This is a genomic window from Mycetocola sp. Y791 (assembly GCF_059445325.1).
In genome coordinates, this window is record NZ_JCAIUC010000002.1 from 681,898 (window position 1) to 703,703 (window position 21,806).

Here is a 21,806-nt window from a genome sequence, read left to right on the forward strand (position 1 = left end):
AGAGCGGGGTATTCGGTACTCAGTACGGGAAGGTGGGCATCGCCGTGGTTTTCTCGACGCCGCGTGCCTCGCCGTGGCGGTCGATGCCGAGACCGGCGAGGAGGCGACCGCGCAGTTCGGCGAGCTCGGCGGATCCGCGATCACGCGGGCGCCGACCGGGAACGACGATCTCCTGAATGATCGTCGACCCCTCGAGACCGTCTTCGCGGCCGAGCAGGATGATCCGGTCGGCGAGTTGAAGCGCCTCGTCGACGTCGTGCGTGACGAGGAGCACTGTCGTCGGGGCCGCGGCGTGCACGTCGAGCAGGAGGTCCTGCATCTTCAGGCGGGTCAGGGCGTCGAGCGCACCGAACGGTTCGTCGAGCAGCAGGACGCCGGGGTTGCGTGCGAGGGCTCGGGCGAGAGATGCGCGCTGGGCCATTCCGCCGGAGATCTCGCGCGGTCGGTTGCTGGCGAACGCACCGAGGCCGACGAGGTCAATGAGGGTTGCAACGCGAGCATCGCCCTCGGCCTTCGGGGTGCCTCGTGGGAGGCCGAGTGCGACGTTCTGGGTGACACTCCGCCATGGCAAGAGCCGCGGCTCCTGAAATCCGACCGCGGTGCGGGCGTCGAACGGGGTGACGGGGGAGCCGTCGATGAGGATCGATCCCGCTGTTGCGGAGTCGAGACCGCCGGCGAGGCGGAGCAGGGTCGACTTTCCGCAGCCGCTCGTGCCGAGAATGGCGAGAACTTCGCCGGCGCTGACGTCGATGGTGATGTCGCGAAGGACCCGACGGGTCGCGCCGCGTTCGCCGGGAAAGTCCCGACGGATGCTCCGAACCGATACACCGAATGCGGCATCCGACCCCACGGCATCCGACCCGACGGCTGCGGACCCCGCTGCCGGTCGCGTTGCGGACCCCGACACGGCGCGCAAGGCCCCGGGCGGACCGGCGTTCCCTTGGGAAGATGACATACGGTTGCTCCTCAGAGCGAGTAATCGGGGTGATCTCACGGTACTGACAAGGGCCGAGTGAGAGCAGGTGCACCGAAACACTCCGTAACACTCGCCGCACCACCCCGCCGCAAGACCCGCTGCAACACCGGGCTGAAACAAAGGAACTGGAAATGGTCGTCGTCGACAACGCCGTGTATCTCAGGGGCAACCGGGTGGCCAGCCCGCCAAGCCTCGACGCGACCTATGAGGTTCTCCACGAGAAGGGCGGCATGGCGTGGATCGGGCTGTACCGGCCGGATAAGGAAGAGATTCGGTCGGTCGCGGCCGAGTTCGACCTGCACGACCTGATGATCGAAGACGCACTGTCCGGACACCAGAGACCCAAGATCGAGCGATACGGCGACACGCTGTTTGCGGTCTTCAAAGCTGCCCGATACGTCGATGCCGACGAGCGCGTCGAGTTCGGTGAGGTGCACGTGGTGCTTGGATCAGACTTCGCGATTACCATCCGCCACGCGGAGACACCGGACATCGCGGCCATCCGCAGGCGACTCGAGGGTGATCCCGCCCTGCTCGGAATGGGCCCCGAATCCGTGCTGTACGCGGTGATCGATGAGATCGTCGACGGGTACGCCCCGGTCATCGCCGGCCTCGAGAATGACATCGACGAGATCCAGGACGCTCTGTTCACCGAGGGGCAGGAGTCATCCCAGCGGATCTATGCGCTCAGTCGTGAGGTGATCGAGTTTCAGCGGGCCACCCAGCCGCTCGTCGGGATTTTCGAAGCGCTCGGCGAAGGAGCTGACAAGTACGGCGTTCCGGTCGAACTGCGGCGGTACCTCCGCGACGTTCACGACCACGTGCTCAGGGTGGTCGAGCGTGCAGACGCTTTCCGCGCGCTCCTCCAGAACGCACTAATGGTGAACACAGCCCTCGTCGGTCAACGTCAGAACGAGGCGAGCTTTGCGCAGAGTGAGCAGGTCAAGCGCATCTCGAGCTGGGCGGCGATCTTCTTCGCGCCATCGCTCGTTGCCTCGATCTACGGGATGAACTTCGAGTACATGCCTGAGCTCGGCTGGGAGTGGGGATACCCCTTCTCCCTGCTGCTCATGTTCGGCGGGGCCGTCGCGCTCTACATCGTCTTCAAGAAGAACAAATGGCTGTAACAGCGCCCGCTCTCGTCTGGTTCCGCGACGACCTCCGGATCGACGACAACCCGGCGCTCAGGGCCGCGGCCGACTCGGGGCGGCCCGTCGTTGCTGTCTACCTTCTTGACGAATCGTCGCCAGAAATTCGTCCGCTCGGCGGGGCCGCGCGCTGGTGGCTGCACTCGAGCCTCGAATCGCTGTCCGCGTCTCTCGCCGACCTCGGCGTGCGGCTCGTGCTCCGACAGGGGGCGGCGGGGATCGAGATTCCGCGCCTGGCGCGGGAGACCGGTGCCGGGGCGGTGTTCTGGAACCGTCGCTACGGGGCTGCAGAACGCGCCGTGGATGCCGCGCTGAAAACCGGACTTCGGCAGGATGGGCTCGAGGTCGCCAGCTTCGCCGCTTCACTGCTCTTCGAGCCATGGACGATCACAACGGGGTCGGGAACGCCGTACTCGGTGTTCACGCCGTTCTGGCGGGCGTGCCTGTCGAGTCCGCCGCCGCGAGCTCCGCTCGACGAACCGGAGACAATAGAGGGCTGGGACGGCGACGTGCCCACCGACCTGCTGGACGAATGGCAACTCGAGCCGACGCACCCCGATTGGGCGACCGGTCTCAGGGAGGCGTGGCAGCCGGGTGAGGCATCCGCTCATCGACTCCTCGACGAGTTTCTCGCTCACAACCTCGCCGCGTACGACGAGGAACGCGACCTGCCGGCGCAGCAGGCCACCTCGCGGCTGTCCCCACACCTGCGCTGGGGTGAGATCAGCCCGCACCGGGTCTGGGCCCAGGCCGATCTGGCTCGCCGTGGCGCCCCGGCTCGTGAGGCGGCGAGTGCCTCCCGCTTTCTTACCGAGCTCGGCTGGCGGGAGTTCTGCTACCACGTGCTGTTCGCCGCTCCGGACCTGGCGACGACGAACTGGCGTCGCGAATTCGATGCATTTCCCTGGCCGCCGCTCGACGCGGACGCGCTGTCGGCATGGCAGCGGGGTGAAACAGGCATCCCGATCGTCGACGCCGGAATGCGCGAACTCTGGCGAACCGGCAGCATGCATAACCGCATCCGCATGGTCGTCGCGTCGTTTCTCGCCAAGAATCTCCTCATCGACTGGCGGGAGGGTGAGCGCTGGTTCTGGGACACCCTCGTCGACGCCGATCAGGCTGCCAACGCGTTCAACTGGCAGTGGGTGGCCGGTTCGGGGGCGGATGCCGCTCCGTATTTCCGCATCTTCAACCCTGAGCTGCAGGCGAAAAAGTTCGATCCGCACGGCGAGTACATCCGGCAGAACGTTCCGGAGTGGGGAACGGATGCCTATCCAGAGCCGATCGTCGACCTTGCGGTCACGAGGAAGGCCGCGCTCGCCGCATACGACGTCGTCAAACGATCGGGCCAGCCGACCTGAGGGCTCACTCGCTGCCGGGCAGAGCGGTCGCCGTGTAGTGCGTGAGCGCGCACACCCAGCGGTCGCCCCGACGGACGAACACGTCGCTGGTCCACTCGTCTGCGTCGGTTCGCGCACCGCGGTAGAGGGCGGTATTGGTGATGCGAGCGGTGAGTACCGCCGTGTCTCCGAAGACGCTGACCCGGGTGTCACCGACGGTCGTCATGGCCGTGTGGCTCAGGTCGCCGGACGCGACGAGGTCGAGCAGGCGTGAGCCGGGGGAGATCCCCGACGCCGAGACGATCGCCCAATCCTCCGTCACGAACTCGCGAATCCGCGCCGCGTCGTTGGCGACGATCGCGTCGGCCCAGTTGCGGGCGACCGTGAGCAGCTCGCGCACCGTGTTCTCCGTTGAAGAGACCGCCGAAGAGCTGGGTTCCGCCGCCATGGTTCACAACCCGTGCTCAGTCAGCCACGGTTTCAGCACCTCGAGAAACTGCCGCGGATGCTCGACGCTCGGCAAGTGTGCCGAGTCCGCGAAGATGTGGCGGCTCGCGTGCGGGATCGTCTCGGCCAGGTACTCGAACTGGATGAGAGCCGGGGTGATATCGAACTCACCCACGGTGACCAGGGCGGGAATGTCGAGATCAACCACCCGGTCGTACGCCGGTGGTTCCAGGTCGGCCGCTGCGCCGACCGTGGCTGACCGGTGACGGAGATTCAGCCGGTTGAGTTCATAAGCGGTCCGAACGAAATCCGGGTCGAGGTCCGCTTCGTTCCGAAGTGGACCAATCGACCAGAGGCGAACCTCGAGGTCGGCAAACCTGGCATGGTCGTTCGCCTCCGACGCCCGGTCCAGCTGGGTGCAGAGCTCCTCCTCGGCGTCGGTGAGTTCGATCTCGGGGAAACCGCTTGGACCCGATCCAATGGTGACGATCCCGGCGACACGGTCGGGAGTCTCCACAGCGACATCGAGACCGATGCGCCCGCCGCGCGATGCGCCGATGACCGTCGCCCGCAAGACGCCAAGATGGTTGAGACACGCCCTCGCGTCGTCGCGATCGGAATAGGGGTCAGGTCCGCAGGTCGTCGCGCCGAAGCCCCTCGCGTCGTATCGGATCACGTAGTGGTCTGACGCGAGAGCGTCGACGATGGGGTCCCACATGCGAAGAGTGGCTATTCCCGCGTGGATCAGGAGCAACGGCTCGTCCGACGCGTGACCGTCGGTCTCGTAATACAGCCGGGCTCCCGGCACATCCAGGTGGGGCATGCTCTGACACTACCGATGAGCATGGCCTGCGGCTAGAGGTGGTGGGCAGCGACGAACGGATGCCACCGGTGCTGACACAATGGACGAATGTCTGGGGTCCTGACGGGGTTTCTCGTGATCGGCGTGATCATCGCCGTTGGGTACGTCGTTGGTCGCACCAGTCTGCTCGGCCCACACGGGCAACCGGTGCTGGCGCGTGCAATCTTCTTTGTGCTCTCACCGTGCCTGTTGTTCACGGTTCTTGCCGAGGCAGAGGTGAGCCGCCTCTTCTCGCCGCTTCTCGTCGTCTCGCTCCTCGCCGCGGTCTCGGCGTTCGGGATTTTCATCGCTGTTGCTGCCCTGCTCTGGCGTCGGGCTCTGCCGGAGGCGACGATCGGTGCCCTTGCGGCCGGCTACGTCAACGCCAACAACATAGGCATTCCCGTTTCGGTATACGTTCTCGGTGACGCCACGTACTCGGCACCCGTCGTGCTCCTTCAGCTGTTGATCTTCACGCCCGTCGCGCTCACCCTGCTTGACGTCGGAACCGGAGGGAAGGCATCCGTCGGCCGCATTCTCACCCAGCCGTTCCGCAACCCCATCATCATCGGGTCCCTTCTCGGGCTCGTTGTCTCGCTCACCCGCGTCGAACTGCCTGACCCGGTGATCGAGCCGTTCCGCCTCATCGGTGCGGCGGCGCTGCCGATCATGCTCATCAGCTTCGGGATGTCGCTGTCGGGGACGCGAGTTCTCGAGCCGGGTTCCGGCCGGAAGGACGTCCTGCTCGCGACGACGATCAAGCTCGCGATCATGCCCGTGGCCGCATGGCTCATCGGGCGGTTCGGTTTCGGCATGACCGGCCACGAACTGTTCGCCGTCGTTGTTCTTGCCGGGTTGCCGTCCGCCCAGAACGTCTTCAACTACGCGCAGCGCTATTCCCGCGGCGTCATCCTCGCCCGAGACACCGTGCTCCTCACGACGGTTGGTTCGGTCGGCGTGCTGCTGATTGCATCCCTGCTCCTGACCTAGCAGCCCCCCCAATACAGGGAGTCGTCCGGCGACGTTGCTGTCCTCGCCGCCCGACCCTGCCATGCTGGCGGAGCAGAGCTGGATCCAGCTCAATCGACCAATGGAGATCCTCGTGGAACGAACCTATGTCATCACCGGAGCAGCAAGCGGAATCGGGAAGGCGACGAAGGAGTTGCTCGAGGCCAGGGGTGCTCGGGTCATCGGCGCTGACATCGCCGGGAGTGATGTGAATGTCGACCTGACGACCCTTCAGGGCCGGGAGACCCTCGTGACCGAGGTCGAGCGACTGAGCGACGGCAGGATCGACGCGGTTCTCGCCGTGGCCGGGCTCTCGTCTCCTACCGTCGCGACCGCCGCGGTCAATTACTTCGGCGCTGTCGCCACGCTCGAGGGGCTTCGGCCGTTACTCGCGAAGTCGGATTCTCCGCGCGCGGTGGCCGTGACCTCCATGGCGTCACTCATGCCACACGACGACGCATTGCTTGACGCGTTCCTCGACGGGAACGAGGAGGCAGCGCTCGCTCGGGCGGCCGAGCTGGCTGCAGGGTCGCCGGAGCAGGGAAGCCTCATCTACGGCTCGAGCAAGCAGGCGCTCTCCCGCTGGGTCCGCCGTCAGGCGCCAGCGGCGGACTGGGCGGGCGCAAGCATTCCGCTCAACGCCGTTGCACCCGGGGTCGTCCTCACGCCGATGACCGCATCCCTGACAGGCACCGAGGAAGCCCGCACCCAACTGGCCGGGATGGTTCCGATGCCGCTCAACGGGTTCTTCGGACCCGAGTCCGTCGCCCAACTCCTCGCCTGGCTGTCAAGCGAGGAGAACGGTCACCTCTGCGGGCAAGTCATCTTCATCGACGGCGGTTCCGACGCAGTGATCCGTGGGGACTCCACCTGGTAGCCGCTTCAGCGCCGGTTTGTGACGGGTCCACCCAGAGCAGAGCGCTCGATCGTATTGCGCTGCTCTGGTGGCCTCGCCCGCCGGTCCCTTGACGGGGGCCAGAATCGGGTCTACCGTGAGCGTTCTAAACCGGTTCAGTCGGTGAATTCGCCTCGACTGCCCCGGTCGTAACCTCACCGCGGAGGCACGATGAGCGCTCGAAAGCCCACCATCTCTGACGTGGCCAGCGCGGCCGGAGTCAGCAAGGGCCTCGTCTCGTTCGCCCTCAACGACAGGCCTGGCGTCGCTCCAGGCACCCGCGATCGCATCCTCGCCGTGGCTGACGACCTGGGCTGGCGTCCCAGCGTCACCGCGCGGTCGCTCTCCACCCGCACCTCCTTCGCCCTCGGCCTCGTCATCCGTCGCGCGGCCGAGGTGATCAGCGCAGATCCCTTCTTCCCGTCCTTCATCGCCGGTGTCGAATCAGTGCTTTCCGAAGAGGGCAGGGCGCTCGTGCTCAGCGTGGTTCCCGATGAGGGCGCCGAGCTGACCACCTACCGCACCCTCGCCGCGGACAACCGCGTCGACGGGGTGTTTCTCACGGATCTCCGCCACGACGACAAGCGGTTCGCACTCCTGGACGAGCTGGGTCTGCCCGCCGTTGCACTCGGGCACCCGGCACGAGACGTGCAGCTCCCGTTCGTCGAACTCGACGACACCTCGGGAATCCAGTCCGCCGTCAGGCACCTGGTCTCACTCGGGCACACCCGCATCGGCCACGTGGCCGGCGACCCAGCGATGATCCACGGCAGCAGGCGTCGCGTGTCGTTCGCGGATGCCATGCGCAGCGCCGGTCTCGACGCATCGCTCGTCGTTGAGACGAACTTCTCGGTGGCTCACGGGGCGGATGCGACGCGTCGCCTTCTCGACGGACCCCACCCACCGACGGCCATCGTCTACGCCAACGATCCCATGGCGATCGCCGGACTGGGGGTGGCGCAGCAGCGCGGTCTCAGCGTTCCCCATGACCTGTCGATCACAGGGTTCGACGGCACCGATATTTCGGGGTACGTCTTCCCGGCGCTCACGACGATCACGAGCGACCCGGTCGAATGGGGCCGGGTAGCGGCCAGAACACTTCTCGATCGGATCACGACGGGAACCGCGTCCAACGTGGCGCTCCCTCCCGCCCGACTCCTGGTCCGGGAATCCACAGCACCACCCCCCGCACCTCGCGGCGCTGTCGCCGCACACAGATAAGGAGAACTCCCGTGCACCGACGCACTCTCACCACGGCAACCGCCACAGTCGCGGTCACCATCTTCGCGCTCACCGCCTGCTCCGCTGGCGGCGCGGGCAATTCCGATGCCCTCACCTCAACGGGCGACATCACCATCTGGTATTCCAACAACGAGCAGGAAGTGGCCTGGGGAAAAGCCATGGTCGAGGCCTGGAACGCCGACCACCCCGATGAGCAGATCAAGGGCCAGGAGATCCCCGCTGGAAAGTCGAGCGAGGAGGTCATTGGTGCCGCCATCACAGCAGGGACTGCGCCGTGCCTCGTCTTCAACACCGCTCCGTCTGCGGTCGGCCAGTTCCAGAAGCAGGGAGGCCTCGTCGACCTGGCGTCATTTGACGATGGCGCTTCCTATGTCGAAGAACGGTCGGGCGACGCTGCCGAGCAGTACGTCTCACCCGACGGCGGGTACTTCCAGATGCCGTGGAAGTCGAACCCCGTGATGATCTTCTACAACAAGGACATGTTTGCCGCGGCTGGACTCGACCCGGAGAACCCGGCCCTGTCGACGTACGACGACTTCCTCGCCACGTCGAGGACGCTCGTCCAATCGGGGGCGGCACCGTTTGCGATCCACCCGGCGCCAACGAGCGAGTTCTTCCAGGCTCAGTTCGACTTCATGCCGCTGTACGCCGCCGAGACCGGCGGGACCGGCCTGGTCGAAGACGGCGAGGCGACTTTCGACAGCGAGGAGGGGCTCGACGTCGCCACCTTCTGGAAGACGATCTACGACGAGGGTCTCGCGGGCAAAGAGCAGATCCAGGGGGATGCCTTCGCCAGCGGCCAGTCGGCCATGGCCATCGTCGGACCGTGGGCGATCGCCGTTTACGGTGAAGACGTGAACTGGGGTGCCGTCCCGGTTCCGACCCAGGACGGTACCGCGGCCGAGGAGACCTACACCTTCAGCGACGCCAAGAACGTCGGCCTCTATTCGGCGTGCGAGAACCAGGCAACGGCGTGGGAGGTGCTGAAGTTCGCGACGAGCGAGGAACAGGACGGGCAACTGCTCGAGCTGACGGGCCAGATGCCCATGCGCTCCGAGCTTCCCGAAACCTACGCTGACTACTTCGAGGCGAACCCGGCATACACAATGTTCGGTGACCAGGCCGGCCGAACGATCGAAGTCCCGGCTGGTCCGAACACCGTAGAGATGTTGCAGGACTTCCGCGATGCGTACACGAAGGCTGTCATCTCGGGTGATGGCGACCTTGAGGATGCCCTCAATGATGCTGCCGAGAAGGTCAACGCCCTCGCGAGTGAGGGTTAACCCATGTCGAGCGATACGCTCGGCCGTTCTCCGGGGGTTCGCAGCCCCCGGGGAACGTCAGGGAAGGCATCCCGAAAACTACCGGTACGGCAACGCGTCTTCGGCAAGCATCCGCTCGGTGCGCTATTCAGTGCGCCGTACCTGATCTTCGTGCTGCTGGTCTTCGCATATCCGCTCATCTTTGCCGGCTACATTTCGGTGCACGATTACTTCTTCTCGGCGCCGGGCGCGGTCGTCGACCGGCCGTTCACCGGAATCGAAAACTATGTCACAGCGCTGACCGACCCACGCGTGCTGCGCAGCTTCCTCAACGTCGGTATTTTCCTCATCATCAATGTGCCGCTCACCGTTGTGCTGTCGCTTGTGCTCGCCACCGCGCTCAACAAGGTCGTGCATTTCCGGGCGTTCCTGCGCGTCTCGTACTACATTCCCTACGTCACAGCGAGTGTCGCCGTCGTTGGAGTCTGGCTGTTCCTCTTCAACGGAAACGGGCTCGTGTCCACACTCCTTGGGCCGCTCGCGCCCGACCCGGCCTGGCTCATCAACCCGTACTGGGCGATGCCGACCATCGCGTTGTTTGTCACGTGGAAGCAGCTTGGCTTCTACATCCTGCTGTACCTCGCCGCACTCCAGAACGTGCCGAACGAACTGTACGAATCCGCGTCGACCGACGGGGCAGGGGCCGTCCGATCCTTCTTCTCGGTGACCATCCCCGGTGTCAGATCGGCGACGGTGCTCGTTCTCCTCCTCGCAACGGTGACAGGGGCGAACCTGTTCACCGAGCCGTATCTCCTGACCGGAGGCGGTGGACCCAACGGAGCATCGGCATCCCCGGTGCTCATCATGTACCAGCAGGGAATCCAGCAGGGAAAGCCGGGCTACGCGGCAGCCATCGGTGTCGTGCTCGTGATTTTCGTCCTCGTGGTCGCGCTGCTGCAGTATCGCTACGCCGGTGGAAGGGATGACAAGTGATGGTTCAGAGACATCGCATTCCAGGCCAGCTCAGTCGCGGGCAGTCGATCCTCCGCGGAATTGTGCTCGCCATCGGCGCCGTGCTCTTCCTGTTCCCGTTCTACTACATGGTGATCGGTTCGCTGCAGGCAGCGCCAGACACGTCACTCGGGGGCATCTTCCCCTCCCCAGGGAACATCACGGTCGAGAACTACGCGAACATCAACGAGCGAATCAACCTGTTCTCCGGCCTCGTCAACTCAGGCATCTTTACGGGCGGCGTTCTGCTGGGCACAACCGTGTTCGGTCTCCTCGTCGGCTACGCCCTTGCGGTGCTCGAGTGGCGGGGGCGCGGAGTTATCTTTGCCCTTGCCCTTCTCGTGCAGGTCGTACCGTTCCAGCTGCTCATGATTCCGCTCTATGTGATGATCGCGAGGGACTACGGACTCGGTGACACCCACCTCGGCATGATCCTCCCGTTCGCGATCAACTCGACAGCGGTGATCATCTTCCGCCAGTACTTCCTGCAGGTTCCGAAAGAACTGTTCGATGCCGCGCGGATCGACGGCGCCGGAGAGTTCCGACTGCTCGGGCAGGTGGCGATTCCGTTGGTCCGTCCTGCGCTGCTCACCGTCATTCTGCTGACTTTCATCGGCCCGTGGAACGAGTTCCTCTGGCCGTTCCTCATCACCAAGGAGGCGAGCCTGCAACCACTCGCTGTGTCGCTCGCGAACTTCATCTCGAACGTCGCGTCATCAACGTCGAATCCCTTCGGCGCGATGCTCGCCGGCGCTGTCGTGCTCGCGGCTCCCGTGGTTGTTCTCTTCATCGTTTTCCAGCGGTACTTCGTCTCGACCGACATCGGGTCGGGCGTGAAAGGGTGACCATGCCAACCGAGTCGAGTTCGTTCCCATACACGCTCTCCCGGGTCGGCGTCGTGATGACTCCGGAGCTGGGGAACGACCTCGAGGCGGAGGGCGTGCTCAATCCGGGGTCCGGCCGCGGACCGGACGGAGAGCTGTATCTCCTGCCCAGAATGGTGGAGAGGGGCAACGTCTCCCGGGTGGGTCTTGCGCGGGTCGTGGTCGAGAACGGGGTCCCGGTCGGCGTGAACCGGGAGGGCGTCGTGCTGGCGCCCGACCGCGGCTGGGAGCGCGGCGTTGGCAACGCCGGCGTTGAGGATCCGCGCGTCACCTGGATCGAGGAACTCGGCCTGCACGTGATGACCTATGTTGCGTACGGTCCACTCGGTCCACGCAGTGCGATCGCGACGTCTGGTGACCTCCGCGACTGGACCAGGCTCGGGCCAGTGCACTTCGAATACGATGACGCGCTCGACACCGACCTCAATCTGTTTCCGAACAAGGACACGGTGTTCTTCCCCGAGGCGGTGACCGGGCCGGATGGCATCCGGAGCTTTGCGGTCCTCCACAGACCGATGTGGGATCTCGACGAGATCAAGCCCGGCCAGGGAATTCGGGTGCCGCGGGGCGTCGAGGATGAACGGCAATCGATCTGGATCAGCTTCGTGCACGCGGACGACGTTGCCCGTGACATCCGTTCTCTCACGCACTGGGCCGGTCATCGACTGCTCGCAGCGCCGGAATTCGCGTTCGAGGCGCTCAAGATCGGGGGAGGGCCACCGCCGGTGCGGGTGCCTGAGGGCTGGTTGGTGCTGCACCACGGTGTGACAGGAGTGCTCGCGCGGGCGTTCGACCAGCAACAGAACGTCAACTACGCAACCGGCGGCATGATTCTCGACGCGGAGGAACCGTGGCGGGTGACCGCGAGGACCGCGGTCCCGCTGCTCGAAGCCGAGACCGATGATGAGCGTTCCGGCATCGTTCCGAATGTTGTTTTTCCGACGGCGATCGAGGAGATCGACGGCGCACGGTTCGTGTTCTACGGGATGGCCGATACAAAGATCGGCGTCGCACGGCTTGAGAGCGTATGATGACGGCGACTCGGGATTTGATCCGATACAACGATGGCGTTGGAGGGATTGTGGCGAACTCACTGGTACGGCGGCTGGCGGCAGTGGCCGCGAGTGTCGTACTGCTCGCGGGGAGTATCGGGCTTGCCGCTCCGGCCACGGCCGACACTCCGCAGCTGAGCAACCTCTCTCACCTCGACTTTCTCCTCGACGACGTGACGCCAGCCGACACGGCCGAGCACACCACGTGGCGCCTGGCAGAGGAACCAGCCCTCGTCATGCCGTGGACCTACGCTGATGCCCGCGGCGGCGGAACTTTTGAGCGGGTCGGCGGCGGTCCACTCGACCCGGCCACCGGGTACTGGGGACAGGGCGCATTCAACGCGGACGATGTCGCGCGAGCGGCGGTCGTCTACCTCAGGCACTGGACACAATTCGGCGACGAGTCTTCGAAACAGAGCGCGTACGAGTTGCTCAGGTCGACGGCGTACCTGCAGACGGCATCAGGGCCGAATGCCGGAAACGTCGTGTTGTGGATGCAACCGGACGGGACGCTCAACCCGAGCGCAGAACCCGTCGAACTGCCCGACCCCTCCGATTCGGGAGAGAGCTACTGGCTGGCCCGGTCGCTCTGGGCATTCGGTGAGGGATTCGCGGCCTTCCAGGAAAGCGATCCCGAGTTCGCCGAATTCCTCTCCGACCGTCTCACCCTCGGCGTTTCCGCGCTCGAACGGCAGACGCTCTCGAGGTACGGCCAATACCTCACGGTCGACGGAGTCGAGCTTCCGGCATGGCTGATCACGAATGGTGCGGATGCCAGTGCCGAAGCAGTGCTCGGGCTGTCGGCCTATCTCAGCGCGTCGCCGGGCGATGAGCGAGTGCGCGACGCGACCAGCAAGCTGGCGGAGGGCGTCGCGGCGCTGGGTGCGGGCGACGCTCGCAACTGGCCGTACGGCGCTGTGCTCCCGTGGGCCGAGTCGCGCTCGATCTGGCACGCCTGGGGATCGCAGATGCCGGCGGCGCTCGCCGAGGCATCCGTCGTTCTGGCCGATCCTGCCCTGCTCGAACTGGCAATCACCGATTCAGCGGTGTTCGATCCGATCCTGCTCACCGCCGGCGGGCCGGACAACGGCTGGAATCCCGCTCCCGTCGACCGTACCCAGATCGCCTACGGCGTCGACTCACGACTGCAGTCGCTTGTGGCCGTGTCTGAGGCCGCCGGGCTGCCAGGCCTCCTCGACCTCGCCTCGCTCGTCGGCAGCTGGTACTTCGGCACCAACGCGTCGGGCACTCCCGTCTACAACCCGTCAACCGGTGTGACGTTCGACGGCGTCGCAGCAGACGGAACCGTCAACCGCAACAGCGGAGCCGAGTCGACGATCCACGGGCAGCTGTCGATGCTCGCCCTCGATGCCAATCCCGAACTCCGAGATCGCACACTCGGGCTGACCACAGTCGTCTCGCGAGAGGGAGCCACCGTCGTCGAGGCCGAATCGGCGACATCCACGACCGGCAAAGTCGTCGCGCCCGAGTCGACCTGGACCGGTGAGTCGCAGTATTCGGGGAGCGGATACCTGGAACTGGCGCGAGGTCGCTCAGCGACGTTCTCCCTCGGGTCCTCGACCTCAGCGCGACTGATCGCTCCCGTCGTCTTCTCAGCGGCGAATGGAAAGGCGAGTTCGCTGTGGCGCAGCGGCTACGTCCCGCTCGGACTGCTGAAGCATGGCGTCGGCGCTCAGGGCGTTACCGCGGTGCCCGGTGCGCTGCTTCCGCAGTCGCTGCCGATCGCGGCACCGTCCAGGAGCTCCACGGTGTCTGTCACGGCGGTGACCGGGCCGGTCAAGGTCGACGCACTGATCGTTCGGCCGCTCTTCTCCCGGCTGAAATTCGCCGGGCCGAGCCAGAGCACCGAGCTCGTGCACTCAGCGAGCGCTGTGACGCAGCGGGTCTCGGTGAACGCCGGTGGCGGCGCTGGCACTCTCACCAGCTACGACTCGCGTGGTGTCGTTGTGGCTGTGCACTCCATCAGCGGTGTCGCCCAGATTTCGGTGAAACCGGGCGGGTTCGCCATAGTGACCAAGGGGTAGCTGCCAGGACTCCACAGGCCAGACGCAACCGAGGCCAAACACAACCGAGGCCAGACGCAACAGGTGCGTCTGGCCTCGATTGTGCGTGAACCGGATTACTCGGCGTCGAGGTCGCTCTCGAGCAGCGCGACCAGTTCGTCGAGGGCCTTGTCGGCTCCGTCGCCTTCGGCTGCCAGTGTGACCGTCTCACCGTTCGTCGCACCGAGGCTGATGATGGAGAGGATGCTCGCCGCGTTGAGCGGCCCGCTGTCACCCTTCGCGATGGTGACCTTGACCGGCTGGCGCTTCACCGCGTCGATGAACAGTGAGGCGGGACGGGCGTGGAGACCGACACGGCTGCCGATGACTGCTGAGCGTTCTGGCATGGAGATTCCTTTACTGGGTTGAACCGGGTTGAACTGGGGTGAACTGGAGTGGATTGACGACGAGTGGAGATGGCGCCGGGGTCAGACCGTCGCCGGGATGCCCTGCTCGACCGCTGTGGCATCCGTCGTCGACGTCTCATCGGCGATCGGGCGACGCCGGACGAAGCGCTTGAGCAGGATGACGAGGGCCGCTGAGACGATGGTTCCGACGAGGATCGCGAGGACGAACATACCGAAGTTGCCGATTGCGAAGAAGACGAAGAAACCGCCGTGCGGTGCCTGTGAGGTCACTCCGGTGCCCATGATGATTGCGCCGGTGATCGAGCTGCCCACGATTCCGGCCGGGATGACCCGGAGCGGGTCCGCGGCGGCAAACGGGATCGCGCCCTCCGAGATGAACGCGGCACCGAGCAGCCAGGCCGCCTTGCCGTTCTCGCGTTCGGCGGCACTGAACAGCCTGCGGTCGACCAGCGTCGCGAGAGCGAGGGCGAGAGGCGGGACCATTCCGGCTCCCATCACCGCGGCCATGATGGCCCACGGTGCCTGGTTCTCGAACGATCCGGCGCTGAGTCCTGCAACGGCGAAGGCGTATGCGACCTTGTTGACGGGGCCACCGAGGTCGACAGCCATCATCGCGCCGAGGATCAGGCCGAGCAGTACGGCCGAGGTTCCGGTGAGTGAGTTGAGCCAGGTGCTGAGTCCGGTCATGAGCGCAGCGATAGGTCCGCCGAGCAGCACGATCATGAGCCCTGAAGCGAAGATCGAGCCGACGAGCGGGATGATCACAACGGGCATGAGGCCGCGGAGCCAGCGGGGCACATTGATACGCCCGATGGCCCACGCGATGAATCCGGCGAGCAGACCACCGACGAGTCCGCCGAGGAAGCCCGCGTTCATGACGAGGGCGACGGCTCCAGCGGTGAACCCGACGGCGATGCCGGGACGGTCAGCGATGGCGTACGCGATATAGCCCGCCAGTGCCGGGACCAGGAATCCCATCGACGCGTTGCCGATGACGTATGCCACAGCACCGAGGTACTGGCCGAGCCCGCCATCGGGAAGGTTCAGCAGGCTGTTGCTGAGTACGATTTCGCCGGCGTTGTCGGTTATCCGGTAGCCGGCCAGCAGGAAGCCGAGTGCGATCAGGAGACCGCCGCCGGCGACGAACGGGATCATGTAGCTGACGCCGGTGAGCAGGTATCGCTTGAGCTTCTGGCCGATGTGCTCGTTCCTGGTGTCGTCGCCGGCCGTTGCGGGTTCGGCGCCGCCACCAGAGACGCGGCGGGCGTTGGGGTCCTTCGCCGCGTCGAGTGCCTCGGCGATCATCTTGTCCGGTTCGTCGATGCCGCGCTTCACCGGTGCCTGTACGAGCGGCAGCCCGGCGAAACGATTCTTGTCGCGGACGTCGACGTCGACGGCGAAGATCACCGCTGACGCCCGCCCGATGACCGACGGGTCAACCGGCGTGACGCTCGACGAGCCCTGGGTCTCGACGTGCAGTTCGACGCCGGCCCGTTTCGCCGCTGCGGCGAGGGCGTCTGCCGCCATGTAGGTGTGCGCGATTCCGGTGGGGCATGCGGTCACCGCGATGAGTACGGGCTTGTCCTGGGTCGTGGAGGGGGCGGATGTCGCGGTGCCGGTGGTCGCGGCGGTGCCGGTGCTCGTGGCGGCGGCAGTGCCGGTCGCGGCATTCGACTCCGCAGCGGGTGGGGCCGCCGGAGCGAGGGCTTCATCGACGAGGTCGACGACCGCCTGTGGCGTCGGGGCGCTGCGGAGTGCCGCGGTGAAGTCCTCACGGATCAGCGAGCGCGCGAGGGTCGACAGCAGTGCCAGGTGGGCCTGGTCGGCGCCGGCCGGTGCGGCGATGAAGAAGATGATGTCAGCGGGGCCATCGTCCGAACCGAAGTCGACTCCGGGGTTCGGGCGGGCCATGACGAGCGTCGGTACCGTGACCGCTTCTGAACGGCAGTGGGGGATCGCGAGGCCGCCCGGAATCCCGGTGTCGGTTTGGGACTCCCTGGCCCACGCGTCGGCGAAGAGCGCGTCGACATCGGTCGCCCTGCCGTTCTGGACGACGAGCGTCGCGAGTGTGCGGATGACCGTTGCACGGTCGGTTCCGAGGTCCTGGTCGAGGATGACCAGTTCCGGTGTGATGAGAGATGACATGAGACGAGAATCCTTCAATGTGGTGGTGCGGGAACGTCGTGTGAAGAAGGGCGCTACTCGGTAAGAGTGCGACGGGTACGGGTCACGGCAATAGGGCCGGAAGCCGCCTGTTCAAGGGTGGGAACCTGTGAACCGGGAAGAGAGGCGGCTGCCGCGCCGTGGGCGATGGCCTGGGCCAGGCACCCCGCGGCGTCGTCTCCGCGTTCGGATGCCAGGAGGAAGCCCGCGAGCGAGCAATCTCCTGCGCCAACGGTGCTGCGGGCGACAATTCGTGGCGCGGCCGCCCGCACCACCTCGGTTGTGCTCACAAGAACGGCCCCGCGGGAGCCGAGCGTGACGAGCGCAGCGTCGAGGCCATGTTCCAGCACGCGGCTTGCGACCTCGACGACGGCGTCATCGTCGAAGCCCAGCGACTCAGGGTCGTCGTCCGGCACGGCGATGCCGAGCCCTGAGGCGAGTTCCCACAGTTCCTCGGCGTTCGGCTTGATCAGGTCGACGGTTTCGGCCGACGCGAGCAGTGCGGCAAGCGGTACGCCCGAGCTGTCGACGGCGATGCGGGGTGCCTGGACGCCGTTGCGTGAGGCGGCCGTTCGCACGGCACTCACGATGCGCGCGTAGAAGTCCGCCGGGATCCCCGGAGGCAGCGATCCCGCGAGAACCAGCCACGTGGCATCCGCCGACCGCGAGACGATCGCCTCGAGGAGGGCGTCGGCCGTCTCGTCGGTCAGAGGCGCGCCAGGCTCGTTGACTTTGGTGGTCGTTCCGTCGGGCTCGGTGAGCGTGGTGTTCGAACGGATCGGGCTCGTCACCGGAATTGTCAGGGCAGGGATGCCGTCGGCCTCGAGGGCCATGACCATCGGATCTGCGGGTGCACCGGGGAGCACCGCGAGAGTGTCGACTCCGGCCACATGGAGCGCGCGGGAGACGTTGACGCCTTTGCCGCCGGGTTCCTGGACGGCACTGGCAGCTCGTTGCACCTGCCCGCGTTCGAGCGGTGCGGTGAGTTCCACCGTCCGGTCAAACGACGGGTTGAGCGTGACTGTGAGAATCATGCGACGATTACCTCCACGTCGTCGGCGTCGAGCGCCGCTGAGAGTGTCCCGATTGGGTCGGTGTCTGAGATGAGGGTGTCGAGTTCCCGGAGTTCGGCGAACCGGTAGAGCGCTTCATCGCCGAGCTTCGACGAGTCGACGAGCGCGACAGTGCGCCGTGCGGCGCGAACCATGGCGGCCTTGACGGTCGCCTCGCGCTCCTCCGGGGTGCTGAGTCCGAAGTCGGCGGAGAGGCCGTTGGCTCCGAGGAACGCGATGTCCGGGCGCAGGTGTGCGAGCTGTTCGAGGGTGCTGCCGCCGACCGCGGCGCTCGTGACCCCGCGCACACTGCCACCGAGGAGGTGCAGATCAATTGCCGGGTTGTGGTGCAGCAGTGCAGCGATCGGGACGGAATTCGTGATGACCGTCATGCTCGACGGGCCGTGGCCGGGCCACTCGGCGAGGAGCTCGGCCAGGGCGCCGGTTGTCGTGCCGGCGTCGAGGAGGATCGAACCACGGAAGTCGTTGCCGAGCAGTCCGAACGCGGCACGCGCAATCGCCAGTTTCGCCTCGCGCGCTTTACCGGAACGGTCGGCGACCGTTGATTCGACGAGGCTGGTCTTACTGGCGGCAACGGCTCCGCCGTGCACCCGGCGAAGTGAGCCCTGGCGTTCGAGGATGTCGAGATCGCGACGCACGGTTTCCGCGGTGACCGAGAGAGCGTCGGCGAGCCCCGCCACTGTGACGCGTCCGCTGCTGTGGAGAAGTCTCGTTATTCGCTCGTGTCGTTCAATGGCATACATGTCGACGCTGACCCCTCGGACTTCTCTGAACCGGAACCCGTCCAGGGGTAACCACCGCCCGGACGAATCTTTGTTTCAGTGACTTTATGCCCGATTGTGTGGGAACGCAAGCGAAAACACAGAAAAACCAAAACTGCGCGCGCTGGAAGAACGCTGCAGCTAGAAGATCATGGGCCGGTCGTCCTCGTCTTCGGTGGGCAGATCAAGTTCGACCATGACGGGAACGTGATCGCTCGGGGCCTCACCCTTGCGTTCGTTCCGGTGGATCGAGGCTGCTGTGACGAGCTCGGCGAACTCGGGTGATCCGAGGATGAAGTCGATCCGCATGCCCTCGTTGCGGGGGAAACGCAGTTGCTTGTAGTCCCAGTAGGTGAATCCCTCAGGGACGAGCGGGCGCACGACATCCGTCAGGCCGATCTCACCGAAAGCGGCGATGGCCTCGCGCTCAGGTGGGGAAACGTGTGTGGACAGGCCGGGAACGATGCTCGGGTCGCCCATGTCACTGTCGAAGGGGGCGACGTTGAAGTCACCCATGAGCGCGAGCGGGACGCCGGGGTTCTTCGCGAGCCAGTTCGCCGTGTCGTTCTTCAGCGCGGCGAGCCAGTCGAGCTTGTAGACGTAGTGCGGGTCATCCAGCGAGCGGCCGTTGGGGACGTACAGGCTCCAGAGCCGCACGCCGTTGATCGTCGCACCCATTGCCCGTGCCTCTTTCGGGAGGTCAGGGCCTTCCTGGCCCTTGAGGAAGCCGGGCATGCCCTCAAACGTGGTCGTGACATCCTCGAGCGGGAGCCTGCTGGCGATGGCAACGCCGTTCCACTGGCTGAAGCCGTGGATCGCGACCTCGTACCCTGCCTCCTCGAACGCCTCGAGGGGGAACTGCTCTGGCTTGCACTTGATCTCCTGCATTGCGAGCACGTCGATGTCTTCCCGCACCATCCAGTCGACGGTGCGTCCGACGCGGGCGCGGATTGAATTGACGTTCCAGGTGGCGATTCGCATGCGTCAACGCTAGCCGAGACCTGTGACGGTTCTGTTCGCCCGTGTTTCTCAATTCTCGGCTCTCGAGTTCTCGGTTCTCGGCTCGAAGCGGTTCTGTGGGCCAAGATGGGACAATGGCGTCACTCTCTGTCGGTTACTCGGCCATGCTCTCGCAGTTCGCCCCGCAAGAGGCCGTCGCGCTCAGCGCGTACGCCGAACAGCACGGCTTCGATGGTGTGATGGCGGCTGACCACTTCCAGCCGTGGGTTCCGCAGCAGGGACAGTCGTCTTTCGTCTGGAGCGTGCTTGCCGCGCTCGGTGAACGGACGACGGGTAACTTCGGTCCTGGCGTCACGGCTCCGACCTTCCGCATGCACCCTGCCGTAGTCGCGCAGGCGTCGGCCACGCTCGCGGCCATGTATCCGGGCAGGCACTGGCTCGGACTCGGCTCGGGCGAAGCGCTCAACGAACACGTCGTCGGGGCGTACTGGCCAGAGGCGCACGAGCGCATCAGCCGCATGTTCGAGGCGGTCGACGTGATCAAGAAGTTGTTCGCGGCATCCGTCGCCGGTCGGGACGCCAAACACACGGGCCCGTTCTACAAGCTCGAATCCTCCCGGCTGTGGACCATGCCGGAGGTTGCCCCGGAGATTCTCGTCGCCACCTCGGGGCCCGTCACGGCCAAGCGTGCGGGAAAGACCGTGGACGGGCTCATCACTGTCGAGGCCCCTCGCGAGAAAGTGGCAATGCTGCTCTCTCGCTTCGATGAGGGTGCACGGTCGGTCGGCAAGGACCCGTCCGGGATGACCAAGGTGGTTCAGCTGCACCTCTCTTGGGCGCCGACCGACGAGGAAGCACGTCGCAATGCCGTGCTGGAATGGCCCAACGGCGGCATGCGGTTCCCGAAGTCCGACATCCGCTCACCGTTCGAGTTCGAGCAGATGGCGCGCATGGTGCGGGCGGAGGATTTCGACGGTCGCATGGTGATCTCCTCTGATCCCGACGTGCACCGGCGGCACATCCAGTCCTACATCGACCTCGGGTTCGACCGGGTGTACCTCCACAACGTCGGGCGCAACCAGCGCGAGTGGATCGAGACCTTCGGCCGCGACGTTCTTCCGTCCCTCAAGCGATAGGCGCACAGTGCTGACAGTATTTCCCCTCGACGGTATCGGCGAGGTCGCGTCGGGCGACGACCTTGCCGCCCTGATCGCTGCCGCCGCTGAGGGCGCACTCGCGGACGGTGACATCCTCCTCGTTACCTCGAAGATCGTGTCAAAGGCCGAGGGGCGGCAGCTCAGCGCTGCCGACCGGGAAGATGCCATCACCGCGGAAACCGTGCGCGTCGTCGCGCGGCGTGAGCACCCCGGTGGTGTCACGCGCATCGTCGAGAACCGCCTGGGTCTGGTGATGGCGGCGGCCGGTGTTGACGCGAGCAACACCCCCGACGGCACGATTCTGCTGCTGCCCGTCGACCCTGACGCGTCGGCTCGTGCACTGCGAGCCGAGCTTCGTGCACGCCTCGGTGTCGTGGTCGGCGTCATCGTGACCGACACGGTCGGCAGGCCGTGGCGCGAAGGACAGACGGATATCGCGATCGGGGCCGCAGGCATCCGTGTCGTCGACGATCTTCGCGGGCACACTGATGCGTCTGGTCGCCCACTCACCGTCACGGCTGCCGCTGTCGCTGACGAACTCGCGGCGGCGGGTGACCTGGTCAAGGGAAAGACGAGCGGTCGCCCCGTTGCCGTCGCGCGCGGAATGGCGCGGTTCGTGACCGATGAGGACGGGCCGGGTGCCCGCGCCCTTGTGCGCGATGCGGAGAAGGACATGTTCCGGCTCGGCAGCGATGAGGCGTACGCCGCGGGTTTTGCCGCCGGTGTTGCTGCTGCGGGAGGAAATACCGGGGGCCCATCGGCTGTGCCGGCGCCGACGCCCTGATTCTCCGCCCGAAACACACCCGGGGGTGGGTGTTGGGGTGCAGCGCGGAGCGGGATGCCGGCGGTGCGGCGCGGATGCGGGTGTTGCTGCTTCGGGAGGAAATACCGAGGGTCCGTCGGCTGTACCGCCTCCAACCCGTGATTCTCCGCCCAAAACACACCCGGGGGTGGGTGTTGGGGGTCGGGCTGTGTGGTGCGAGAAGCCTTGCGGTGCGTCGCGGGTGCCGTGCGCTGCGGGAGGTCGACGGCGGGGTGCGGATGTCCGGGGCCGGGTCTCCGCAGCGCAGCTCCGCCGGTGTTGTTGCTTCGGGAGGAAATACCGGGGGCCCATCGGCTGTGCCGGCTCCGACCCCCTGATTCTCCGCCCGAAAC

20 protein-coding genes are annotated in these 21,806 nt (G+C 65.9%); 12 read left to right on the forward strand and 8 right to left on the reverse strand.

Going from position 1 to position 21,806, the window contains the following annotated elements; genetic code table 11:
* Positions 1–19: 19 nt before the first annotated feature.
* Positions 20–955 carry an ABC transporter ATP-binding protein gene (locus AC1C2N_RS08120; RefSeq protein WP_483406087.1) on the reverse strand — a complete coding sequence of 312 codons (936 nt, stop codon included), beginning with the start codon at positions 953–955 and terminating at the stop codon, positions 20–22.
* Between the two features lie 152 nt (positions 956–1,107).
* On the opposite strand from AC1C2N_RS08120, the gene AC1C2N_RS08125 reads away from it, so the two are divergent.
* Together AC1C2N_RS08125 and AC1C2N_RS08130 are read left to right on the forward strand one after the other, a co-directional pair.
* Positions 1,108–2,103: a magnesium and cobalt transport protein CorA gene (locus AC1C2N_RS08125; RefSeq protein ID WP_483406086.1), complete on the forward strand. Its 996-nt coding sequence runs from the start codon at positions 1,108–1,110 to the stop codon at positions 2,101–2,103.
* Positions 2,094–3,485 carry a cryptochrome/photolyase family protein gene (locus AC1C2N_RS08130; RefSeq protein WP_495433587.1) on the forward strand — a complete coding sequence of 464 codons (1,392 nt, stop codon included), beginning with the start codon at positions 2,094–2,096 and terminating at the stop codon, positions 3,483–3,485. Before AC1C2N_RS08125 ends, AC1C2N_RS08130 begins: the two co-directional genes overlap by 10 nt.
* Before the next feature lie 4 nt (positions 3,486–3,489).
* Here AC1C2N_RS08130 and AC1C2N_RS08135 read toward each other — a convergent pair whose 3' ends face one another.
* On the reverse strand, positions 3,490–3,864 hold the full coding sequence (locus AC1C2N_RS08135; RefSeq protein WP_483406084.1) for a nuclear transport factor 2 family protein: 375 nt from the start codon (positions 3,862–3,864) through the stop codon (positions 3,490–3,492).
* Positions 3,865–3,915: 51 nt separating this feature from the next.
* The gene (locus tag AC1C2N_RS08140; RefSeq protein WP_483406083.1) at positions 3,916–4,734 is read right to left on the reverse strand and encodes an alpha/beta fold hydrolase; all 819 of its coding nucleotides are present in this window, start codon (positions 4,732–4,734) and stop codon (positions 3,916–3,918) included.
* 87 nt (positions 4,735–4,821) lie between these two features.
* Between AC1C2N_RS08140 and AC1C2N_RS08145 the strand changes: the two genes are divergently transcribed.
* From AC1C2N_RS08145 to AC1C2N_RS08180, 8 genes are all read left to right on the forward strand, one after another.
* The gene (locus tag AC1C2N_RS08145) at positions 4,822–5,742 is read left to right on the forward strand and encodes an AEC family transporter (protein ID WP_483406082.1); all 921 of its coding nucleotides are present in this window, start codon (positions 4,822–4,824) and stop codon (positions 5,740–5,742) included.
* A 112-nt stretch (positions 5,743–5,854) separates the two neighbouring features.
* On the forward strand, positions 5,855–6,637 hold the full coding sequence (locus AC1C2N_RS08150) for an SDR family oxidoreductase (RefSeq protein ID WP_483406081.1): 783 nt from the start codon (positions 5,855–5,857) through the stop codon (positions 6,635–6,637).
* A 189-nt stretch (positions 6,638–6,826) separates the two neighbouring features.
* Positions 6,827–7,876, forward strand: a complete 1,050-nt coding sequence (locus AC1C2N_RS08155) for a LacI family DNA-binding transcriptional regulator (protein WP_483406080.1) — start codon at positions 6,827–6,829, stop codon at positions 7,874–7,876.
* Positions 7,877–7,887: 11 nt separating this feature from the next.
* Positions 7,888–9,180 (forward strand): extracellular solute-binding protein, encoded by a 1,293-nt coding sequence (locus AC1C2N_RS08160; protein ID WP_483406079.1) that lies wholly within the window; start codon positions 7,888–7,890, stop codon positions 9,178–9,180.
* A 3-nt stretch (positions 9,181–9,183) separates the two neighbouring features.
* Positions 9,184–10,152, forward strand: coding sequence for a carbohydrate ABC transporter permease (locus AC1C2N_RS08165; protein WP_483406078.1), 969 nt, complete (start codon positions 9,184–9,186; stop codon positions 10,150–10,152).
* On the forward strand, positions 10,152–11,015 hold the full coding sequence (locus tag AC1C2N_RS08170; RefSeq protein ID WP_483406077.1) for a carbohydrate ABC transporter permease: 864 nt from the start codon (positions 10,152–10,154) through the stop codon (positions 11,013–11,015). The genes AC1C2N_RS08165 and AC1C2N_RS08170 overlap by 1 nt, the downstream gene beginning before the upstream one ends.
* A gap of 2 nt (positions 11,016–11,017) precedes the next feature.
* Positions 11,018–12,085 (forward strand): glycoside hydrolase family 130 protein, encoded by a 1,068-nt coding sequence (locus AC1C2N_RS08175; RefSeq protein ID WP_483406076.1) that lies wholly within the window; start codon positions 11,018–11,020, stop codon positions 12,083–12,085.
* Positions 12,086–12,135: 50 nt separating this feature from the next.
* Positions 12,136–14,151, forward strand: coding sequence for a hypothetical protein (locus tag AC1C2N_RS08180; protein ID WP_495433589.1), 2,016 nt, complete (start codon positions 12,136–12,138; stop codon positions 14,149–14,151).
* A 95-nt stretch (positions 14,152–14,246) separates the two neighbouring features.
* On the opposite strand, the gene AC1C2N_RS08185 is transcribed toward AC1C2N_RS08180, so the two are convergent.
* From AC1C2N_RS08185 to AC1C2N_RS08205, 5 genes are all read right to left on the reverse strand, one after another.
* Positions 14,247–14,516 carry an HPr family phosphocarrier protein gene (locus AC1C2N_RS08185; RefSeq protein WP_483406074.1) on the reverse strand — a complete coding sequence of 90 codons (270 nt, stop codon included), beginning with the start codon at positions 14,514–14,516 and terminating at the stop codon, positions 14,247–14,249.
* Positions 14,517–14,597: 81 nt separating this feature from the next.
* On the reverse strand, positions 14,598–16,682 hold the full coding sequence (locus AC1C2N_RS08190) for a PTS fructose transporter subunit IIABC (protein WP_483406073.1): 2,085 nt from the start codon (positions 16,680–16,682) through the stop codon (positions 14,598–14,600).
* Positions 16,683–16,735: 53 nt separating this feature from the next.
* Positions 16,736–17,734, reverse strand: a complete 999-nt coding sequence (locus tag AC1C2N_RS08195) for a 1-phosphofructokinase family hexose kinase (protein ID WP_495433590.1) — start codon at positions 17,732–17,734, stop codon at positions 16,736–16,738.
* Positions 17,731–18,516 carry a DeoR/GlpR family DNA-binding transcription regulator gene (locus AC1C2N_RS08200; RefSeq protein ID WP_495433592.1) on the reverse strand — a complete coding sequence of 262 codons (786 nt, stop codon included), beginning with the start codon at positions 18,514–18,516 and terminating at the stop codon, positions 17,731–17,733. The genes AC1C2N_RS08195 and AC1C2N_RS08200 overlap by 4 nt, the downstream gene beginning before the upstream one ends.
* A 159-nt stretch (positions 18,517–18,675) precedes the next feature.
* On the reverse strand, positions 18,676–19,515 hold the full coding sequence (locus tag AC1C2N_RS08205; protein WP_495433593.1) for an exodeoxyribonuclease III: 840 nt from the start codon (positions 19,513–19,515) through the stop codon (positions 18,676–18,678).
* Between the two features lie 113 nt (positions 19,516–19,628).
* Between AC1C2N_RS08205 and AC1C2N_RS08210 the strand changes: the two genes are divergently transcribed.
* Together AC1C2N_RS08210 and AC1C2N_RS08215 are read left to right on the forward strand one after the other, a co-directional pair.
* Positions 19,629–20,630 (forward strand): TIGR03557 family F420-dependent LLM class oxidoreductase, encoded by a 1,002-nt coding sequence (locus tag AC1C2N_RS08210; protein ID WP_495433594.1) that lies wholly within the window; start codon positions 19,629–19,631, stop codon positions 20,628–20,630.
* Between the two features lie 10 nt (positions 20,631–20,640).
* The gene (locus AC1C2N_RS08215; RefSeq protein WP_495433742.1) at positions 20,641–21,435 is read left to right on the forward strand and encodes a coenzyme F420-0:L-glutamate ligase; all 795 of its coding nucleotides are present in this window, start codon (positions 20,641–20,643) and stop codon (positions 21,433–21,435) included.
* The last annotated feature ends 371 nt before the right edge of the window (positions 21,436–21,806 follow it).